This is a genomic window from Rhodobacter sp. Har01 (genome assembly GCF_020564565.1).
GTDB lineage: Bacteria > Pseudomonadota > Alphaproteobacteria > Rhodobacterales > Rhodobacteraceae > Pseudogemmobacter.
On sequence record NZ_JAJCTD010000004.1, the window covers coordinates 322073 to 339161 of the forward strand.

Sequence of the window (17089 nt, forward strand, 5' to 3'; positions counted from 1 at the left end):
CGAGAAAATGAAATTCCTGGCACGCCCGCTCAAGCGTTTCTCGCGCGAAGAAGACGGTCTGGTGATGACCGAATTCCTGATCATGCTGCCGCTGCTGGTCTGGACCTTCATGGCGCTGTTCATCTACTGGGACGCCTTCCGCACCATCAACCAGTCGCAGAAGGCGGCCTATGCCGTGTCCGACCTGGTGTCGCGCCAAAGCGAAGTGGATCGCCCCTTCATCGGCGGCATGGAAAAGGTGATGGAATACCTCACCAACGGCAAATCGGTGCGGATGCGCATCACGTCGATCCAGTGGGACGCCATCGCCGAGGAATACCACGTCATCTTCTCTGAATCGCCCGGCGGCGAGATGCCGAAGCTGACCGCGTCCGACGTGGCCGACATGGCGGACGACAAGATTCCGATCATGGCCAGCGGCGACACGGTGGTGATCGTCGAGACCGAGGTCGCCTATACGCCGGCCTTCGATGTGGGCATCACGGCGCACACCTTCGACAACTTCATCGTCACGCGCCCGCGCTACTATGTGAAGGTCTGCCTGATCGAAGATCCGCTGTCCTGCGCATCCGCCATCTAGGTCGCAGGCCCGCACGTCTTGCGGGCCTTTCGCCGCCGCCGAAGCGCGGCTAGAGTGCCGCGCATGAAGGTGCCGCGTCCCGTCCCTTGCCTGCTTCGCCGGTCTGGCAACGCTGCCGCTCTGGCCCTCGCGCTTGCAGCGGCCTGCGCACAAATCCCCGAGATGGATGCGTTCCCCCCCGCTGCGTCCGGTGCCTCGCCCCGGTTGCTGCCGCTGGACGAGCTTCTGGCCCAGGCCTCGGCGGGGACCACCGTCGCAGCCAGGGGCGATGCGCTGGCGGCCCGCGCCGCGCGGCTGAAGGCACGGGCGGCGCTGATGCGCGGCCCGGTGATCGATTCCGAGACCAGGGCGCGGCTGGCCGCGGCCATTGCCGCCGGCAGGGCCTAGGTGACGTTGCGCCGGTGCCGCCGAACGGCTAACAGGCGAAAGCCTTAAAGACGAAACCGAAAGGTCGCCGCCATGCCCGCCGCCCCGCTCCGCCTTGGTCTTGCCGGTCTTGGCACGGTCGGCATCGGCGTCGTCAAGATCGTCCAGCGCGAAGCCGCGCTGATCGCCGCCCGCGCTGGCCGCCCCGTGGTCGTCACCGCCGTCTCGGCCCGCGATCCGAAAAAGAACCGCGATGCGGACCTCAGCGGCTATGCCTGGGAAACCGACCCGGTGGCGCTGGCCACCCGTCCCGACGTCGATGTCTTCGTCGAGGTGATGGGCGGCCACGACGGCCCGGCCAAGGCCGCGACCGAGGCCGCCATTGCCGCCGGCAAGGATGTGGTCACCGCCAACAAGGCGCTGCTGGCGCACCACGGCCAGGCCCTTGCCCTGGCTGCCGAAGCCGCCGGCCGCACCATCCGTTTCGAGGCCGCCGTGGCGGGCGGAATCCCCGTCATCAAGGCCCTGACCGAGGGCCTTGCCGGCAACCGCATCAAGCGGGTGATGGGGGTGATGAACGGCACCTGCAACTACATCCTCACCCGGATGCAATCCGCCGGCCTGCCCTATGAGACGGTGTTCGAGGAAGCCCGGCAACTCGGCTACCTTGAGGCCGACCCCAACCTTGACGTCGGCGGCATCGACGCCGGCCACAAGCTGTCGCTGCTGTCCGCCATCGCCTTCGGCACCCGCGTCAGCTTTGACGCGGTGGAACTGGAAGGCATCGGCGCGGTCTCGATCGACGACATCCGCCTGGCCGAACAGATGGGCTACCGCATCAAGCTTCTGGGCGTGGCGCAGATGACCGGCCGCGGGCTGGAACAGCGCATGACCCCCTGCCTGGTGCCCGCCGCCTCGCCCCTGGGCCAGTTGCAGGGCGGCACCAACATGGTGGTGCTGGAAGGCGACAGCGTCGGCCAGATCGTCCTGCGCGGCCCGGGCGCGGGGCAAGGCCCCACCGCCAGCGCGGTGATGGCCGACGTGATCGACCTCGCCCGCGGCTGCCGCGTGCCCGCCTTCGGCCTTCCCGCCGCCGCGCTGGCCGAACCCGTGCCCGCCCGTTCGGCCACCCCGGCGCCGTATTACCTGCGGATGCGGCTGTTGGACAAACCCGGCGCCCTGGCCAAGATCGCCACCTGCATGGGCGATGCCGGCATTTCCATCGACCAGATGCGCCAGATCAACCAACCCGGCGAGGCCGACGACGATGCCATCGTGCTGATCGTCACCCACAAGGCCAGCCCCGCCGACATCGCCCACGCCATGGCCCAGTTCGACCGCACCGGCGTGCTGGTCGGCCGCCCCGTGGCCATCCGCATCGAGGAAATCTGATTTCTTGACACGTCTCGCCGGCTGGTCCGATGATCGGCCCTCTGCGCGAGACGTGAGGTCAAACGATGCGGGCAATCCTTCTGACACCTCTGCTCGCCGCGCCCGCGTTCGCCGACCCGGTTTCAGGCATCGACGATCCGGCCTTTCGCGCGCCTTTCGAGACGGCCCTGGCGACCGATGCCCCCCTTGCGCTGATCGAATTGCACAAGGCCGCCCTGGCAGGAAACACCGCGGCGCTGCTTTCCCTTCCCGCCGTGATGAACTGGTTCGGAAAGGACGTCCCGCGATCCGTGCTCAAACAGCTGCTCTTCGTCAATGGCGTCGGCCTGGTCGATGCGCTTGCCGAGGCGGATCCGGCAGCCAAGGCTTGGGGGCTCATGTATATGTCCGGTGGCAAGGACATGGATTTTCTTGACCGCGCCATCGCCCTTTACGCCGCGGGGGAAGCTGCAAAGGGCACCGCGCTTTTCGTGAGATGGCAGCAAGAAACGCAGGCCTATCTGCCATTGCCGCCCGGGTTCTTTGACCTGCCCGTGCCCGACTGGGCCGTGGCAAGGCACCTGAAGGACAGGCTGACCTATGTGGGTGGCGACTATCCGGCAGCGGCCGAAGCCCTGCTGGCCGAACGTCTGAAGCTGGATGATCGCGCCGGCTGGATGGGACTGGCCCTTTACGCCGCCTTGCACCTTCCGCCGGAAAACCGGGGCAAGGTGGATCAGCAGCGCATCGACCGGATTCTTTCGGCCGCAGGATATTCGCCCGCCGAGGGCTTGGCGCGGATGACAGAGGTGATCCCGGCGCTGCAGGTGTTCCAACGGTCCGTTCCGGTGCTCAGCCCCGAAACCGCGCTCGCGGCGATGGCGCTCATGGCCGAAGAGCCCGAGTTCGGATCGCTGACCACCTTCTGCCAGACGCGCTGCCCCGCCTCGGTCACGGCCTGTGCCACCGCTTACGTGGCCGCGTTCGGCCACCCGCAAGGCATCGACCCCGAGGCGCAGCCCTTCGTCTCGCTGATCTCGCAGGACGCCTTTTTCTCATCGCCGCGCGGGCAGAAGGTCTTCCTGCAATCGACGCATCGCCTCAGCGGCGCCGATCGTGCCGACTCGCCGGTCCAACGGGCCCTGCGCCAGATCGACGCCTGCCTTGCCGATGCGGTCCTTTCGGCAGCGCAATGATCCACCGTTAGCGTCACCATCCTTGCCGTGCCTGCAAGCCCCCGTTACAGCGGGGGAAACAGCACCCAGGGACGGAGACCACCGCCATGTCCGACGTCAAGGAATTCCAGGACCGCATGCTTTCGCTGGGCCTTGCCCGCGTGTCCGAAGCGGCGGCGCTGGCCAGCGCGCGGCTGATCGGGCGGGGCGACGAAAAGGCCGCCGACCAGGCCGCCGTCAACGCCATGCGCGACCAGCTGAACGAACTGGACATCGCCGGTGTCGTGGTCATCGGCGAAGGCGAGCGTGACGAAGCCCCGATGCTCTACATCGGCGAAGAGGTGGGCACCGGCAACGGCCCCGCCGTTGACATTGCGCTTGACCCGCTGGAAGGCACCACGCTGACCGCCAAGGACATGCCGAACGCCCTGACGGTGATCGCCATGGCCGCCCGCGGCACCCTGCTGCACGCCCCCGACGTCTACATGGAGAAACTCGCCATCGGCCCCGGCCACCGTCCCGGCGCCGTCACCATGGCGATGAGCCCGTCCGAGCGCGTCTCGGCTCTGGCCTCGGCCAAGGGCTGCTCCACCACCGACATCACCGTCTGCGTGCTGGAACGCCCGCGCCACGAAGAGCTGATCCAGGAAATCCGCTCGACCGGCGCCTCGATCCGGCTGATCACCGACGGCGACGTCGCCGGCGTGATGCACTGCGCCGAGCCGCACATCACCGGCATCGACATGTACATGGGATCGGGCGGGGCGCCCGAAGGGGTGCTGGCGGCGGCGGCGCTGAAATGCATGGGCGGGCAGTTCTTCGGCAAGCTCTTGTTCCGCAACGACGACGAACGCGCCCGCGCCCGCAAGGCCGGCATCACCAACTTCGACCGGGTGTATACCCGCGACGATCTGGTGCGCGGCGAGGTGATCTTTGCCGCGACCGGCGTCACCAACGGCTCGCTTCTGGCCGGCATCAAGCGCGAACCCGGCTGGGTCACCACCGAAACCCTGCTGATGCGCTCGAAAACCGGCTCCGTCCGCCGCATGACCTACCGCAGCCCGGTGCGCTGACCGGGCCGGACGGCACGGCACAGCCAAAGGGGCGGCCCACGCCGCCCCTTGTCTCGCCCCGCATGGCCAGATCGGGAACGCGACAGGGTCGATGCGGCGGATGCGGCTCTTGCCGACCCGGACCGCCGTTCCCGGCACCTCCGCTCACCGCTGGTCGGCCAGCCAGTCGCTCGGGCTCTTTCCCGCCACACGAAGGAACTCCCGGTTGAAGTTGGACTTCGTGTTGAACCCCGACTCGAACATCGCCTCTGTGATCGACTTGCCCTGCGTCAGCATCTTCTGGGCCGTCCGGATGCGCGCAGCATTGATGTAGCGCGAGACATTCGCACCGGTCACGCGGTTGATCGCACCCGACAACTGCTTGGCCGGAATCACCATCTTGCGCGCCAGTTGAGACAGGGTCAGGTCGGGATCAAGAAACAGACGCCGTTCCTGAACCAGCGCATCCAGCCGCTCGACGATCTGGATGTCCTGGTCGGATATCGGCCTCTCCGGCGGCTCGTCGGGATCGACAGGCCTGGCCGTCAGCGCGCTGGACAGGCTCAGCATGCCAACGGCCAGAAGCATGCCGCTGGAAAAGATGCTGATGATCCAGGGTTGCAGGAAGGCTGCGCCAAGCATCGAGGCCGCGATGATCAGGGCATCGCTCAATGCGGACGCAATCAACGATGCGCCGATGACCTGCCAGATCCGGCCCGGAAGATCGCCCGTCTCCAGCCGCAGTCGCGGCATCGCGTCTGCTCCCTTCAGCCCAACCCAGAGGATCGCGGCTCCATAGGCGACGAACAGGCCGGGAATGACCACGTTCAGCAGGCCGGGGTGAAGCACAAGACAGACGACCGCGACGACCGGGCCCGACAGGTGCCAGCCGTCCGACAGCCGGAACCCGCGGATTGCCGTGGTCTGGAACGCAACCCAGGCCATCGGAGGGATCAGCGTCGCCGTGATCGGCTGCAACAGGGCGAACCCCGGGACCCGGTAGTGCTGTGCCAGCGAAATGATCACGCCCTGGGCCGCACACAGGGCCAGCAGCACCACCAGCGGTCCGGCCCGCCTGTCAACCAGCCAGACACGCGCAAGCAGAAAGCCCAGTACCAAAGCGCTGATCAGGGGGATGGGAAGGCTGGGCATGTCGTCCGGTCGCTTTCCTTGCGGGCTGGCCTTTTCATGGACCCAAGACGCGATCCAGGCGACCCAAAACCGGTTTCAGGACGCGCGAACCGCGCAGATCGGGCCATGTGCTGGCATCCAACCAGCACAAGGAGACGCGAAATGAAGGCAATCTGCACGACACTGGTAGCGGCCGCGCTGTCTGCAACAGTGGCTTCGGCCGATCCGGCGGGCTACAGCGCGTTGGGTTTCGACGCGCCGCATCACGGCCGTGGCGTCATGGGCGCGATCTGGTATCCGACCGGCGGCCCGGGGCGAACGTTCCTGTTCGCCGACAGCCCGGTGTTCGCTGGCGTCTCCGTCGTCGAAGAGGCGCCGGTCAGGGACGGCCTTCATCCGGTGGTGGTGCTCAGTCACGGCATGGGCGGCAACATCCGGTCGCTGGCCTGGCTTGCCAGTGCGCTCGCGGAACGCGGGGCGATCGTGGTCAGCGTCAATCACCCGAACTCGACCTGGGGCGACTTCGACCTGGCATCGGGCATGCAGCACTGGACAAGGGCCCAGGACCTCAGCCTTGCGCTCGACACGCTCTGGGCCGATCCGCGGTTTGCGGAGCACCTCGACACGGCCCGTGTCATGGCCGCCGGCTTTTCCTATGGCGGCTGGACCGCCCTGTCACTTGGCGGGCTGCGGGGCAACCTCTCGGGCTATGTCGATCACTGCCGGACCTATGGCGAGGCGTCAGCGATCTGCCCCGACGTTCTCGGGCCAGAGGTGAACCTCGCCGCGTTTTCCGACACCGCCTGGAACGCCTCCTACGCAGACCCGCGCATCACCCGGGTCGCGGCGATCGAACCCGGTCTGATCTGGGGCCTCGGCGCGGCTGAGACGGCCGGTCTGGCAGTCCAGGTGCGACTGATCGGCCTGGGCGCGGGGGATGACCGCATGCTTGCGACCGACTTCGACACCAGCGGTCTCGCCGCTTTCCTGCCGAAGGCGCGGATCGACCGCATCGCGCCGGCGATCCACTTCACGGCGCTTCCACTGTGCAAGGCAATGGCCGAGGCGATCCTGATCGAAGAGCAGGACGATCCGGTCTGCACCGACCCGCCGGGAACCGACCGGGCCGCGGTGCATCGGCAGATCGTCGACAGCCTCGCCGATGAGCTGAATCTGTAGGCCGGGCGATCCCGCAGGTTGGGGTCTGCCTTGTCGGCCGGGCCTGCCAGACAGACAGAGGTCGTGTCGGGAGAAACGGCGACATCGCACTGCGGCCACCTCGTCACGCACCGGTGATGACCGTCGGCTTTTGGCTCGATGCGGGCATTCCTCGGCGCCATGGCGGCGACCATCGTCGTCGCCGCAGCGCCCCGGTGCCCCGTTCGGGCCGGGTGCCTTTGCATCCGGCCCGCGCCCGCCCCGCCTGCACCGGCGGCCGGAGCGCAGCGCGGAAACAACCGTGCCGCGCCCTGGTGCGTGCCGGGCGGGGAAACGCGATGCGCCCCCTGATCCGCCCGCTCCTGGCGGCGCGAACGCCCGCAACAGGCGCGCAGCGGCCAGAGATGGCCTCCAGTGCGTTGACCTCTGTCGGCGCCACGGTGTCCCCCTGAGCCTCGCGCGAGCCGGGTGACCGCCCCCTCCGCCCTGAGCGTGGTGCGGAGGGGGCGGCCGCACCGGGGTCAGGGCATGTATCCGTCCGCTCGGCCAGATGCGAGCCAAGTCCGCGACCTGCTTGCCCCCCCTCCGCACCGCCCTTGGATCATCGGCCGCGCCGCCGGATCGGCGCGCCGGCGAATGGCCCGCTCGGGACAGATCCTTAACAGATCCTGAATTCGGCTTCGCAAGCCATTGCTTTCATTGCATCAGATTGCTGTCCCATCATGGGACACCTTCTGCCCCCTTGCGCCGGGCCCCCCTTTGCGGCACCCCTGCCGCATGTCCCCGGCCTACCTCAATGTCGAATCCTCCCTGACCGGCCGCCGCTGGGTCGGCCCCGACGACGCGACCGAGCGCCGGGCCGAGGCTTTGGCCCAGGCCACCCTCCTGCCGCTGCCCCTGGCCCGCGTCCTTGCGGCCCGCGGCGTCGGGCCTGACCAGGCGGCCGGGTTTCTTGCCCCCACCCTCAAGGATCTTCTCCCCGACCCCCGTTCCCTCAGGGATATGGAGAAGGCCGCAACCCGCCTCCTCGCCGCCCTTCGCCAGGGCGAGAAGATCGCCATCTTTGCCGACTACGACGTCGACGGCGGCGCCTCGGCGGCCCTGCTGCTGGCCTGGCTGCGCAGCCTGGGCCACACCGCCAGCCTCTACATTCCCGACCGCATCGAGGAAGGCTACGGCCCCAACGTCCCCGCCATGCAGGCGCTGGCCCGCGACCACTCGCTCATTCTCTGCGTCGACTGCGGCACCCTCTCGCACGACCCCGTCGCCGCCGCGACACCCGCCGACGTGGTGATCCTCGACCACCACCTGGCGGCCGAAACCCTGCCCGCGGCCCATGCCGTCGTGAACCCCAACCGGCAGGACGAAGACGGCGCCCTTGCCCATCTTTGCGCGGCCGCCGTCGTCTTTCTCCTTCTCGTCGAGGCCAACCGTCAACTCCGCGCAACCGGCGCAACCGGCCCCGACCTGATGGCGCTCCTCGACCTCGTGGCCCTTGCCACCGTGGCCGACGTCGCCCCGTTGACCGGTGTCAACCGGGCCTTCGTCCGCCAGGGCCTCAAGGTCATGGCGCGCCGCGATCGCCCCGGACTGCGCGCGCTGGCCGACGTGGCCCGCATGGACACCGCCCCCACTGCCTATGCGCTGGGCTTCCTCCTTGGCCCCCGCGTCAACGCTGGCGGCCGCATCGGCCAGGCCGACCTCGGCGCGCGCCTGCTGGCCTGTACCGACGAGGCCGAAGCCGTCGCGATGGCTCAGCGGCTGGACCGGTTGAACACCGAGCGCCGCGAGATCACCGAGCGCGTCCGCGAAGAGGCCCTTGCCCAGGCCGAAGCCCGTGGCCTGGACGGCCCGCTTGTCTGGGCCGCAGCCGAGGGCTGGCACCCGGGCGTGGTCGGCATCGTGGCCGCCCGCCTGAAGGAAGCGACCGGCCGCCCTGCCGTGGTCATCGGCTTCGACGGCGAGATCGGCAAGGGCTCTGGCCGCTCGGTCAGCGGGGTGGACCTCGGCGCCGCCGTGCAGCGCATCGCCGCCGAGGGACTGGCCCTGAAAGGCGGCGGCCACAAGATGGCCGCCGGCCTGACCCTCGCCCGAAACCGTCTGGACGAGGCCATGGCCCGTCTTTCGGACCTGCTTGCCCGCCAGGGCGCTGGCCAGTCCGGCCCGCGCGAATTGCGCATCGACAGCCTGATCCTGCCAGAGGCCGCCACTTTGCCGCTGGTCGAGCAGATCGAGGCCGCCGGCCCCTTCGGAGCTGCCGCCCCCGCCCCGCGCTTCGTTCTGCCCTCAGTCTCGGTCACCGCCCGCCGCATCGGCGAGCAGCACCTGCGCCTGGCGGTGGCCAGCGCCAGCGGCCCCGGCATCGAGGCCATGCTCTTCGGCGCCTTCGACACGCCCCTTGGCCCGGCCTTGGAACATGCAGGCCATCGGCGCTTTCACCTGGCCGGCAAGCTGGAGACCAACACCTGGGGCGGACGCTCGCGCGTGCAACTGCGCCTCGACGACGCCGCCGAAGCCTGAGGCCCCGGCTCCCGCCTTTTTCCTCTTGCAGAAGCCGCGCGGCATGGGTAGACACCCGCCACGCCGAAAGCGCGGCCCGTTCGTCTATCGGTTAGGACACCAGGTTTTCAACCTGGGAAGAGGGGTTCGACTCCCCTACGGGCTGCCATTCGAACGTTTTTCCCGTTTGTTCCGGATGAATTCGGGCGTGCTTGCGTCCGGCCTCTCAGACGGGTTGAACAACCTCTGTTCCGCTTCCGGACCGGACAGCCCGACCAGCCCACTGTCTGCAAGCCGCGCACGGACAGGCTTTCTTGCTGCGGGTCGGCGTCGCGCTCAGCTCTCCGTTTCAGGCTTGGCAACTTCGGCGTCATCCGCGCGGGGCCGGAGGCGGCGTCGATGCTCGCCATCATCGGCAGCATCGGCGCAAGCCGTGAAATGCCGGTCACAGACAAGCGCATCTCGCGTGCCGGACTGCGCACCGCTGGCGCCGCCGACTGGACCGCTGGCGCCGCAGACTGGGCGGGTCGTTCGGCCATGCGGCTTCCTCCTGTCACGACTTCGCGAGGCGGGTAACGCGGGTCTCCCTGCCGGCGAAATGCTTGGGGAAGGGCGGCAACCTTGCCCTTCTGGTCTGACAAGGAGATGAACATGACCGCAATGAATCCCCGCCTCGTCCTTGGTGCCTCGCTTGCCTGTGCGCTTGGCGCGATGGCAACGACGCCGGTGCTGGCTCAGGACATGGAAAAGTGCTTCGGCGTCGCTGCGGCCGGGCAGAACGATTGCGCGGCGGGTCCGGGCACCACTTGCGCCGGCACCTCGAAGGTGGATTTCCAGGGCAACGCCTGGAAGATGGTCCCGGCGGGCACCTGCGTCACCATGGAGATCCCGGCCGCTGCCGACGGCACGGCGCGCATGGGGTCGCTGGAGCCGCTGACCCGCGACGTTCCGGCCTGATCCGCCGGGGCGCGGATCGCCTCCGCGCCCCGTCCCTTGTTCCGGAGCGTGACCATGACAGGACTTCCCGCCTTGCCCGGCGTCGGCTTCAAGCCCGACCACTTTGCCGCGATCCGCGCCGACCGCCGACGCGTCGGCTTTTTCGAAGTTCATGCCGAGAACTACATGGGCGCGGGCGGGCTGCCGCATGCCCAGCTGTCGGCGCTGCGCGCCGACCATGCGCTGTCCATCCACGGCGTCGGCCTGTCGATTGGCGGGGCGGGCGGGCTGGATGCCGCGCATCTGCATCGCCTGCGTGGGCTTTGCGACCGCTATCAGCCGGACAGCTTTTCAGAGCATCTTGCCTGGTCCAGCCACGGGGCCGAGTATCTGAACGACCTGCTTCCGCTGCCCTATACCGAAGAGACGCTGGCCACCGTGGCACGCCATGTCGATCAGGTGCAGCAGGCGCTTGGGCGCAGGATGCTGCTGGAAAACCCCGCGACCTATGTGCTGTTCGCGCAGTCCACGATCCCGGAAACGGAATTCCTGGCCGAAGTGGTGCGGCGGACCGGCTGTGGCCTGCTGCTTGACGTGAACAACGTCTTCGTCTCCTGCACCAACCACGCAACCGATCCGCGCACCTACCTTGCGGCCTTTCCGCTGGCCGAGGTGGGTGAAATCCACCTGGGCGGGCACGCCACCGAGGCTCTGCCGTCCGGCCCGCTGCTGATCGATTCCCATGCTGCGCCGGTGGCCGATCCGGTCTGGACGCTGTTCGCCGAGGTGATCGCGCGGACCGGCCCGCTTCCGACCCTGGTCGAATGGGACAACGATCTGCCGGATTGGCCCGTGCTTGCCGCCGAGGCCGACCGCGCGGCGACGATCCTGACCGCAGGGGGGCATGGTCTTGCCCGCGCATGCTGACTTCCTGGCCGCGTTCGATGCGGCGCTTGTCGGCGGTGCGCTGCCCCCGGGGGTAAGGGCCCGCGACCCGGCCGAGGCCGGGCGCCGGTTTGCCGTCTATCAAAACAACGTGGCCTTCGGTCTGACCGAAGCGCTGGCGGCGCGCTTCCCGGTGGTGCGGCGGCTGGTCGGGGATGACTTCTTCCGCGCCGTCGCCGGCCTTTATGCCGTGGCGGACCGGCCGCGGTCGCCCGTCCTGTCGGAATGGGGCGAAAGCTTCGGCCGGTTCCTGTCGCAGTTCCCGCCGCTTGCGGGCTATCCTTACCTTGGCGATGTCGCGCGGATCGAATTCGCGCGCGGACAGGCCTTCCATGCCGCCGATGCGACGCCGGCCGATCCGGCCGTCTTCGCTGCGGTTGATCCCGACAGGACGCGCCTGCGCCTGCACCCTTCGGTCGCCGTGCTGCGGCTGACGCAGCCGGCCGTGTCGATCTGGGCCTGCAATCAGCCGGGCAGCGACCCCCGGCCCATCCCGGCCGGACCGCAAATCGCCCTGATCCTGCGGGATGCGGCCTTCCAGGTGCCGGTCCGGGCGATCGGCGCCGGCGATGCCGCCCTGATCGAGGCCTTGCTGGCCGGTGCGACGCTGACCTCGGCCGCCAGCGATGCGCTGCGGGTCGAACCCGGCCACGGCGCCCAGCCCATTCTTGTTCACCTGATGCGCGCAGGCGCTGTCGTCCGACCGGAGGCATGACCGATGCAGGCCCGTATTGCCCGTCTGAACCGCTTGGCAAACCACATCCCCGGCGATCTGGTTGCCCTTGGCCTGCGGGTCTTTCCGGCCATGGTGTTCTGGCAATCGGGCCGCACCAAGGTCGAGGGGCTGTCGATCAAGGATTCGACCTGGTTCCTGTTCGAGCAGGAATTCGCCCTGCCGCTGATCCCGCCCGAATGGGCTGCGGTCCTGGCGACCCTGGCCGAACACCTGCTGCCCGCGCTGATGATCCTGGGCCTGATGACGCGGCTTTCCGCGCTTGGCCTTCTGGGCATGACCGCGGTGATCCAGGTCTTCGTCTATCCCGGGGCCTGGGTAACGCACGGCCTTTGGGCGGCGGCCCTTCTGGCGCTGGTTGCGCGCGGGCCGGGGCGGTGGTCGCTGGACCACGTGCTGGGGTTAGATCGGCCGAACGACAGGGGGCGCTGAGGTGGACCCGGCCATCGCCTGTGTCGAACCGGTCCTGCCGAATTTTCCGGCAGCCTGCTTTCTGGCCAATCCGCGCGCGCCGGTGGCACTTGCCGTGATCGGCCGCAGCGTCGCCGGCAATGGCAAGGCCCGGATCAGGCCGCTTCCCGACACGGCGCCGTCGGTGGCAGCGGCATGAGTCGTTCCGCCGGCCTTGTGCTGACCGGGGATTGCCCATTGGGTCAGGGGCGGGCTAGCCTTGACCGTGGATCGCTCAGCACAGGGGTGGCAAGGCTGGAGGAGAAAACCGACTGGGAAAGCCTGCTCGCCCGGGCAAATGCAGGCGATGTCGCAGCCTTTGCCCGCTTTCTGATGCGGGCCACCCCCACGATCCGCGCAATCATCCGTGCCCGGGGGGCCAGTCTGCCCCCCGACCAGCATGAGGATGTGCTGCAAGAAGTCCTGCTGGCCATCCATCTGAAACGCCACACCTGGCGGGAAGGGTCTCCGGTTCGGCCCTGGCTCTATGCCGTCACCCGCTACAAGGTGGTGGATGCCTTCCGCCGTCGCGGCGCCGCGGTGCATCTGCCGATCGAAGCGTTTTCCGACATCCTTGAGCAGGCGGCATCCGAGATGCCGCTGGCCGGTCGGGATGCCGATGCCATGCTGGCGCAGATTGACAGTCGGTCGGCCGCGCTGGTGCGCGCCGTCGCGCTGGAGGGGGAAAGCGCCGAGGTCGTCGGAAACCGGCTTGGCCTGACGGCGGGGGCGACGCGGGTGGCCCTGCACCGCGCCATGAAGCGGCTGTCCAGCCTGGCGGAAAGAATGAAGAAATGACGCAGCACCCTTCGACCGAAGACGTCATCCGCACGCTCGCCAGCCGCCCTTCGCCGCGGCCGTTTGGCCCGGCCCTGATCGGCCTGGCAATGGTCGCGGCGGGTGTTGCGGGCCTGGTCCCGTTCTTTCTGGCGCTTGGCTTGCGGGCTGATCTCGCGGCGGCCCTGTCGGTTCCCACGACCCTGGCCAAGTCGGCCTTGCCGCTGCTGCTTGCCCTGCTGGCGCTTCCGCTTGCCCTGGGCTCTGCCCGCCCCGAGGCGCGTCTGCCGCTCTGGCCGCTGCTGCTGCCGCTGGCTCTGGCGCTGCTGCTGGTGGTGGGTCAAGTCGTTGACACGCCAAGAGACCGTCTGTTGCCCGAGATGCTTGGCCACACCGCAACCGCCTGTCTGGCGTTCATCACCGCCCTTTCGATTGCGCCGATGGTCACCGGCATCGCCCTGTCCCGACGGGGGGCGACGACACGGCCGGTGCTGTCCGGCGCGCTGATCGGGCTGGCCGCCGGCGCCGGTGCTGCTACCGGCTATGCCCTGCACTGCACCGAGGATGCGCCGCTGTTCTACGTCGGCTGGTATGGGCTTGCCATTGTAACCAGCGGCGGCCTTGGCGCAGGACTCGGGCATCGGTATCTGCGCTGGTAGGCCGGAACCGCAGGTGGCCGACGGGGCGCCCGTTCAGGCGGCCCGCCTGACCCAGCGACCGCAACAGCCGCAACAGCCGCAACAGCTTCGCGTGGCGAAAAGCCGGCGGTTGGGCTATGCCTTGGGCCGGGATCCCGGTTTCATCTTCAAGGCCACCGAATGACCGCGCCACGGACAAGCAGGACGCATCCGCTTCAGATCGCCGAGGTGCGCGCAGCCCCCGCGCATGGCCGGATCGGAATAACCTTCTGCCCCGGCAAGCATGACCCGGCCGCGGCCACCGGTGCCTGGGCGCGCGATCTTTCCGCCGACCTTGACGTGATTGCGGCCTGGGGCGCGCGGCTGGTGCTGACCCTGGTCGAGCCGGCCGAACTTGCCGCCCTGAAGGTGCCCCATCTTGGCGCAGAAGTCCGGAACCGGGGCCTAGACTGGCGGCATCTGCCGATCCGGGACTACTCGGTTCCCAGCGCGGACTTCGAGCGCGACTGGCTGACCCACGGCCGCGACATCCGCGCCGTCCTGCGCAGCGGCGGCGATGTGGTGGTGCACTGCAGGGGGGGCCTTGGCCGGGCTGGCATGATCGCCGCGCGGCTTCTGGCCGAGCTGGGGGTCGAGCCGGAAGCGGCAATCCGCGAGGTCCGCCGCGCGCGCAAGGGTGCCATCGAGACACCGGCGCAGCTGGCCCTGGTGCGGCGGACGGCATCCGTCTTTGAGACCGATGTTGTCGACACGTCGCGCATGACGAAGATCGGCGCGCAGCTGGGCAGCAATCCGGGCGGCCTTTATCGCGACGCGACCGGGCAGCGGTTCTATGTGAAATCGCTGGACTCGCCCGCGCAGGCGCTGAACGAACGTCTTGCGGCAAGGCTTTACCAGTTGGCCGGGGCGCCGACCCTGCGTTACCTGCCCGCCCGGCACCCCAACGAGGTCGCAACCGCCTTCGTCGATCTCGACAAGCGTCACCTGTCGCAGTTCAGTGCCGAAGAGCGGCGGCAGGCGCAGCGCTGGTTTGGCGTGCATGCCTGGACCGCCAACTGGGATGCGGCCGGTTTCGACGGCGAAAACCAGGGCGTCACGAACGGCGTGGTCCTGACCCTGGACGTGGGCGGCGCGCTGGAATTCCGGGCGGGCGGCGATCCGAAGGGAAAGGCGTTCGGCACCCGGGTGCACGAGCTTGACCGCCTCCGCAGCGACCGCGACAACCCGCACGCGGTCCTGCTGTTCGGCGACATGGACGCGGCCGCAATCGACCAGGCTGTCGGCGTCGTGACAGGCCTTGCGGATGACGCGATCCGGCGGGTCGTTGCCCAGATGGGCGGCAAGATCGACCTGGCCGAGAAGCTGATCGCGCGCAAGGCCGACATGGCGCGCGCGACGGGCTGAGCGCAGCCGCTCGCCAGTCCGCCGCCCCGCACGGACGCGGCGTCACGCCGGCGCGGTCGTCGGCCCGCCCGCGATTTCGCCTTGTGCCAGGGCCAGCAACGCCGGCACCTGCGCCAGGATCGCCTGCGTCACGCCAGGGTCAAGCCGATCAAGCCAGGCCTGCGGGATCGCCTCAAGCCCCCAGGTCGCCCCGGCCAGCATGCCCGCCAGCGCCCCCGTGGAATCGGCATCGCCGCCCTGATTGACCGTGCCGACCAGGCAGTCGGCAAAGCTGGCCGCGCCAAGGTAGTGGTGCAGCACGGTCTGCAGGGTATCGACCACGAAGGCCGAGCACCGCCCCGGATAGGGCGTGAAGCGGAATGCCCTCTGCCGGGCCACCAGCGCCTCGGCCTCGGTCCGCACCGCGTCCTTTCCCTGTCCGGTCAGCAGGCCGTGCATCATCCGCACAAGCGCCAGGCAGGCCGCGTCCGACAGCGGATGGTGATGCGTGGTGCGCGCCTGTGCCAGCGTCCAGGCTTCGGCCCTGTCGGGCTGCCCCAGGGTCGCCAAGGCCACCGGCATCACGCGCATGGCCGCGCCATTGCCGGCATCGCCATCCGAAAACGGGCCCTCCACGCTGCCCTCCGCGACAAAGCGGCGGATGCCACGGCGGCAGGTGTTGCCCACATCGGCCGGCCCCGACTTCAGCCAGGCCGCGAATTCCTGGCACACATCGCGCGGGTCAAGCCCGCCCGTGCGAAGGATCGACCGCCCAAGCGCCAGCGACATGTCGGTGTCGTCGGTCACTTGCCCGGGCTTCAGCTTCAGCCAGCCCCCGCCCACGATGTCCTGGTGCAGGCCGTACTGCGCCGCGATCTCGCCCCTGGTCAGGAATTCGACGGTCGCGCCCAGGGCATCCCCGATTGCGAACCCGAGATAGGCCGCCAGCGCGCGGTTGGTCATGTCCGGCGCGGCGAAAGGCGGGTGCTCAGCCATCGTCCACCCCTACCCGGAATTCGCCGCCGACCGCCAGGAACTCGCGTTCACCCTTCAGCAGATGCCCGGGCAGCAGGCCATCGAAGAACAGGATCTTGCTGACGGGCACCTGTGCGGTCAGGATCCTGTCGCCGAAACAGTCGGCGACACTTCGGTCGGCAGAAAACGACACCAGGTTGTTGAGGCGGATCACCGCCTCGTGCCGGTTCACCCGCTCGACGATCCAGTGATCGTCAAACGCGTTGATCCCGCGGTAAAGCGTGAGATGCGTCCTGTCGGGAAAGGCAAGGCGCCGGATCGCCCACTGGCAGAACTCGAACAGCAGGTCGAGTTGCACCCAGATCGTGTTGTTGTGGAAGCGGCTCGACATCTTCTCTTCCACATAGGTCGCCCAGGCCGGGTCGGAAACCTGCTCGATGATGGTCTTGTGGTAAGACGGGCAAATGCCGAACCGGCTTTCGACCCAGCCTTTCAGAACCGCGCCTTCGGGGCCGTTGCTGTCGAAATTCCAGCCCTGAATCAGCCGCAGGAAGGATGAGCGGAAGCGTCGTTTCCCGCCCGGAGCGGGGTCGCGCTGTTCGGGATCCAGGCCGAACATCGCCGTCATGTAAGCGAAGAACGCCGCGCCCGCCTCGGCAAGGTCGCCCGCCTGACCAAGCATCGCGACAAGGCTGGGGTTCATCTCGCGCACACCCCAGATGTGCAGCGGAACCGGGGCTTCGTTGAAGGCACAACTGGCCAACCACTCCGATGACCTTCCCACGAGGTTGGTCGAATGGCCGATGCCACGCCGCTTGCGGTGTCCCGCGTCATCCATTGTGCCCGCATGATGCGGCCCTGCGCGCCGAAAGGAAAGCCCCGCGCATGCCATCTTGCGCAAACGCCGTGCAGCGGATGAT

Annotated in this window: 18 protein-coding genes and 1 tRNA gene; 16 read left to right on the top strand and 3 right to left on the bottom strand. The window is 68.6% G+C overall.

The annotated features are described in order from the left end of the window. Positions 1–7 precede the first annotated feature (7 nt). The 5 genes from LHP98_RS12315 to glpX all read left to right on the top strand — a co-directional run bounded on the left by LHP98_RS12315 (position 8) and on the right by glpX (position 4565). Positions 8–580, top strand: coding sequence for a TadE/TadG family type IV pilus assembly protein (locus LHP98_RS12315; RefSeq protein WP_227252825.1), 573 nt, complete (start codon positions 8–10; stop codon positions 578–580). A 162-nt stretch (positions 581–742) separates the two neighbouring features. Beyond that, positions 743–967, top strand: coding sequence for a hypothetical protein (locus LHP98_RS12320; RefSeq protein WP_227252826.1), 225 nt, complete (start codon positions 743–745; stop codon positions 965–967). Between the two features lie 72 nt (positions 968–1039). Next, a complete protein-coding gene (locus LHP98_RS12325; RefSeq protein ID WP_227252827.1) occupies positions 1040–2338 on the top strand; it encodes a homoserine dehydrogenase in 1299 nt (432 codons plus the stop codon). A 65-nt stretch (positions 2339–2403) separates the two neighbouring features. Next, complete coding sequence (locus LHP98_RS12330) at positions 2404–3513, top strand: hypothetical protein (protein ID WP_227252828.1); 1110 nt, start codon at positions 2404–2406, stop codon at positions 3511–3513. Between the two features lie 86 nt (positions 3514–3599). Continuing rightward, positions 3600–4565, top strand: a complete 966-nt coding sequence (gene glpX / locus LHP98_RS12335) for a class II fructose-bisphosphatase (protein WP_227252829.1) — start codon at positions 3600–3602, stop codon at positions 4563–4565. Positions 4566–4709: 144 nt separating this feature from the next. Here glpX and LHP98_RS12340 read toward each other — a convergent pair whose 3' ends face one another. Then, the gene (locus tag LHP98_RS12340) at positions 4710–5600 is read right to left on the bottom strand and encodes a helix-turn-helix domain-containing protein (protein ID WP_227252830.1); all 891 of its coding nucleotides are present in this window, start codon (positions 5598–5600) and stop codon (positions 4710–4712) included. A gap of 237 nt (positions 5601–5837) precedes the next feature. On the opposite strand from LHP98_RS12340, the gene LHP98_RS12345 reads away from it, so the two are divergent. The 11 genes from LHP98_RS12345 (at position 5838) to LHP98_RS12395 (ending at position 15215) form a co-directional block, all read left to right on the top strand. Further along, a complete protein-coding gene (locus tag LHP98_RS12345) occupies positions 5838–6854 on the top strand; it encodes an alpha/beta hydrolase family protein (protein ID WP_227252831.1) in 1017 nt (338 codons plus the stop codon). Positions 6855–7610: 756 nt separating this feature from the next. After that, on the top strand, positions 7611–9353 hold the full coding sequence (gene recJ, locus LHP98_RS12350) for a single-stranded-DNA-specific exonuclease RecJ (protein ID WP_227252832.1): 1743 nt from the start codon (positions 7611–7613) through the stop codon (positions 9351–9353). Positions 9354–9426: 73 nt separating this feature from the next. After that, positions 9427–9501, top strand: a tRNA-Glu gene (locus tag LHP98_RS12355). 491 nt (positions 9502–9992) lie between these two features. Beyond that, on the top strand, positions 9993–10289 hold the full coding sequence (locus LHP98_RS12360; RefSeq protein ID WP_413687710.1) for a DUF2282 domain-containing protein: 297 nt from the start codon (positions 9993–9995) through the stop codon (positions 10287–10289). Positions 10290–10343: 54 nt separating this feature from the next. Then, complete coding sequence (locus LHP98_RS12365) at positions 10344–11195, top strand: DUF692 domain-containing protein (protein WP_227252834.1); 852 nt, start codon at positions 10344–10346, stop codon at positions 11193–11195. Further along, complete coding sequence (locus tag LHP98_RS12370; RefSeq protein ID WP_227252835.1) at positions 11179–11928, top strand: DUF2063 domain-containing protein; 750 nt, start codon at positions 11179–11181, stop codon at positions 11926–11928. The genes LHP98_RS12365 and LHP98_RS12370 overlap by 17 nt, the downstream gene beginning before the upstream one ends. Before the next feature lie 3 nt (positions 11929–11931). Next, positions 11932–12378 (top strand): DoxX family protein, encoded by a 447-nt coding sequence (locus tag LHP98_RS12375; protein WP_227252836.1) that lies wholly within the window; start codon positions 11932–11934, stop codon positions 12376–12378. Between the two features lies 1 nt (position 12379). Then, complete coding sequence (locus tag LHP98_RS12380) at positions 12380–12556, top strand: hypothetical protein (RefSeq protein WP_227252837.1); 177 nt, start codon at positions 12380–12382, stop codon at positions 12554–12556. Positions 12557–12642: 86 nt separating this feature from the next. Next, a complete protein-coding gene (locus tag LHP98_RS12385) occupies positions 12643–13194 on the top strand; it encodes a sigma factor (protein ID WP_227252838.1) in 552 nt (183 codons plus the stop codon). After that, positions 13191–13832 carry an NrsF family protein gene (locus LHP98_RS12390; protein WP_227252839.1) on the top strand — a complete coding sequence of 214 codons (642 nt, stop codon included), beginning with the start codon at positions 13191–13193 and terminating at the stop codon, positions 13830–13832. Before LHP98_RS12385 ends, LHP98_RS12390 begins: the two co-directional genes overlap by 4 nt. Positions 13833–14039: 207 nt before the next feature. Continuing rightward, complete coding sequence (locus LHP98_RS12395) at positions 14040–15215, top strand: cyclin-dependent kinase inhibitor 3 family protein (RefSeq protein ID WP_227252840.1); 1176 nt, start codon at positions 14040–14042, stop codon at positions 15213–15215. Positions 15216–15257: 42 nt separating this feature from the next. On the opposite strand, the gene draG is transcribed toward LHP98_RS12395, so the two are convergent. Both draG and LHP98_RS12405 read right to left on the bottom strand, forming a co-directional pair. Then, entirely contained in the window at positions 15258–16190 is a 933-nt protein-coding gene (gene draG / locus LHP98_RS12400; protein ID WP_227252841.1) for an ADP-ribosyl-[dinitrogen reductase] hydrolase, read from the bottom strand. Further along, a complete protein-coding gene (locus LHP98_RS12405) occupies positions 16183–17007 on the bottom strand; it encodes an NAD(+)--dinitrogen-reductase ADP-D-ribosyltransferase (RefSeq protein ID WP_227252842.1) in 825 nt (274 codons plus the stop codon). Before LHP98_RS12405 ends, draG begins: the two co-directional genes overlap by 8 nt. Positions 17008–17089: the final 82 nt, after the last annotated feature.

Coding starts and splice junctions, on each gene's coding strand:
- LHP98_RS12390 (WP_227252839.1), top strand. CDS start 13,191: ATGACGCAGCACCCTTCGACCGAAGACGTCATCCGCACGCTCGCCAGC.
- glpX (WP_227252829.1), top strand. CDS start 3,600: ATGTCCGACGTCAAGGAATTCCAGGACCGCATGCTTTCGCTGGGCCTT.
- LHP98_RS12345 (WP_227252831.1), top strand. CDS start 5,838: ATGAAGGCAATCTGCACGACACTGGTAGCGGCCGCGCTGTCTGCAACA.
- LHP98_RS12315 (WP_227252825.1), top strand. CDS start 8: ATGAAATTCCTGGCACGCCCGCTCAAGCGTTTCTCGCGCGAAGAAGAC.
- LHP98_RS12405 (WP_227252842.1), bottom strand. CDS start 17,007: ATGGATGACGCGGGACACCGCAAGCGGCGTGGCATCGGCCATTCGACC.
- LHP98_RS12360 (WP_413687710.1), top strand. CDS start 9,993: ATGAATCCCCGCCTCGTCCTTGGTGCCTCGCTTGCCTGTGCGCTTGGC.
- LHP98_RS12330 (WP_227252828.1), top strand. CDS start 2,404: ATGCGGGCAATCCTTCTGACACCTCTGCTCGCCGCGCCCGCGTTCGCC.
- recJ (WP_227252832.1), top strand. CDS start 7,611: ATGTCCCCGGCCTACCTCAATGTCGAATCCTCCCTGACCGGCCGCCGC.
- LHP98_RS12325 (WP_227252827.1), top strand. CDS start 1,040: ATGCCCGCCGCCCCGCTCCGCCTTGGTCTTGCCGGTCTTGGCACGGTC.
- LHP98_RS12365 (WP_227252834.1), top strand. CDS start 10,344: ATGACAGGACTTCCCGCCTTGCCCGGCGTCGGCTTCAAGCCCGACCAC.
- LHP98_RS12375 (WP_227252836.1), top strand. CDS start 11,932: ATGCAGGCCCGTATTGCCCGTCTGAACCGCTTGGCAAACCACATCCCC.
- draG (WP_227252841.1), bottom strand. CDS start 16,190: ATGGCTGAGCACCCGCCTTTCGCCGCGCCGGACATGACCAACCGCGCG.
- LHP98_RS12320 (WP_227252826.1), top strand. CDS start 743: ATGGATGCGTTCCCCCCCGCTGCGTCCGGTGCCTCGCCCCGGTTGCTG.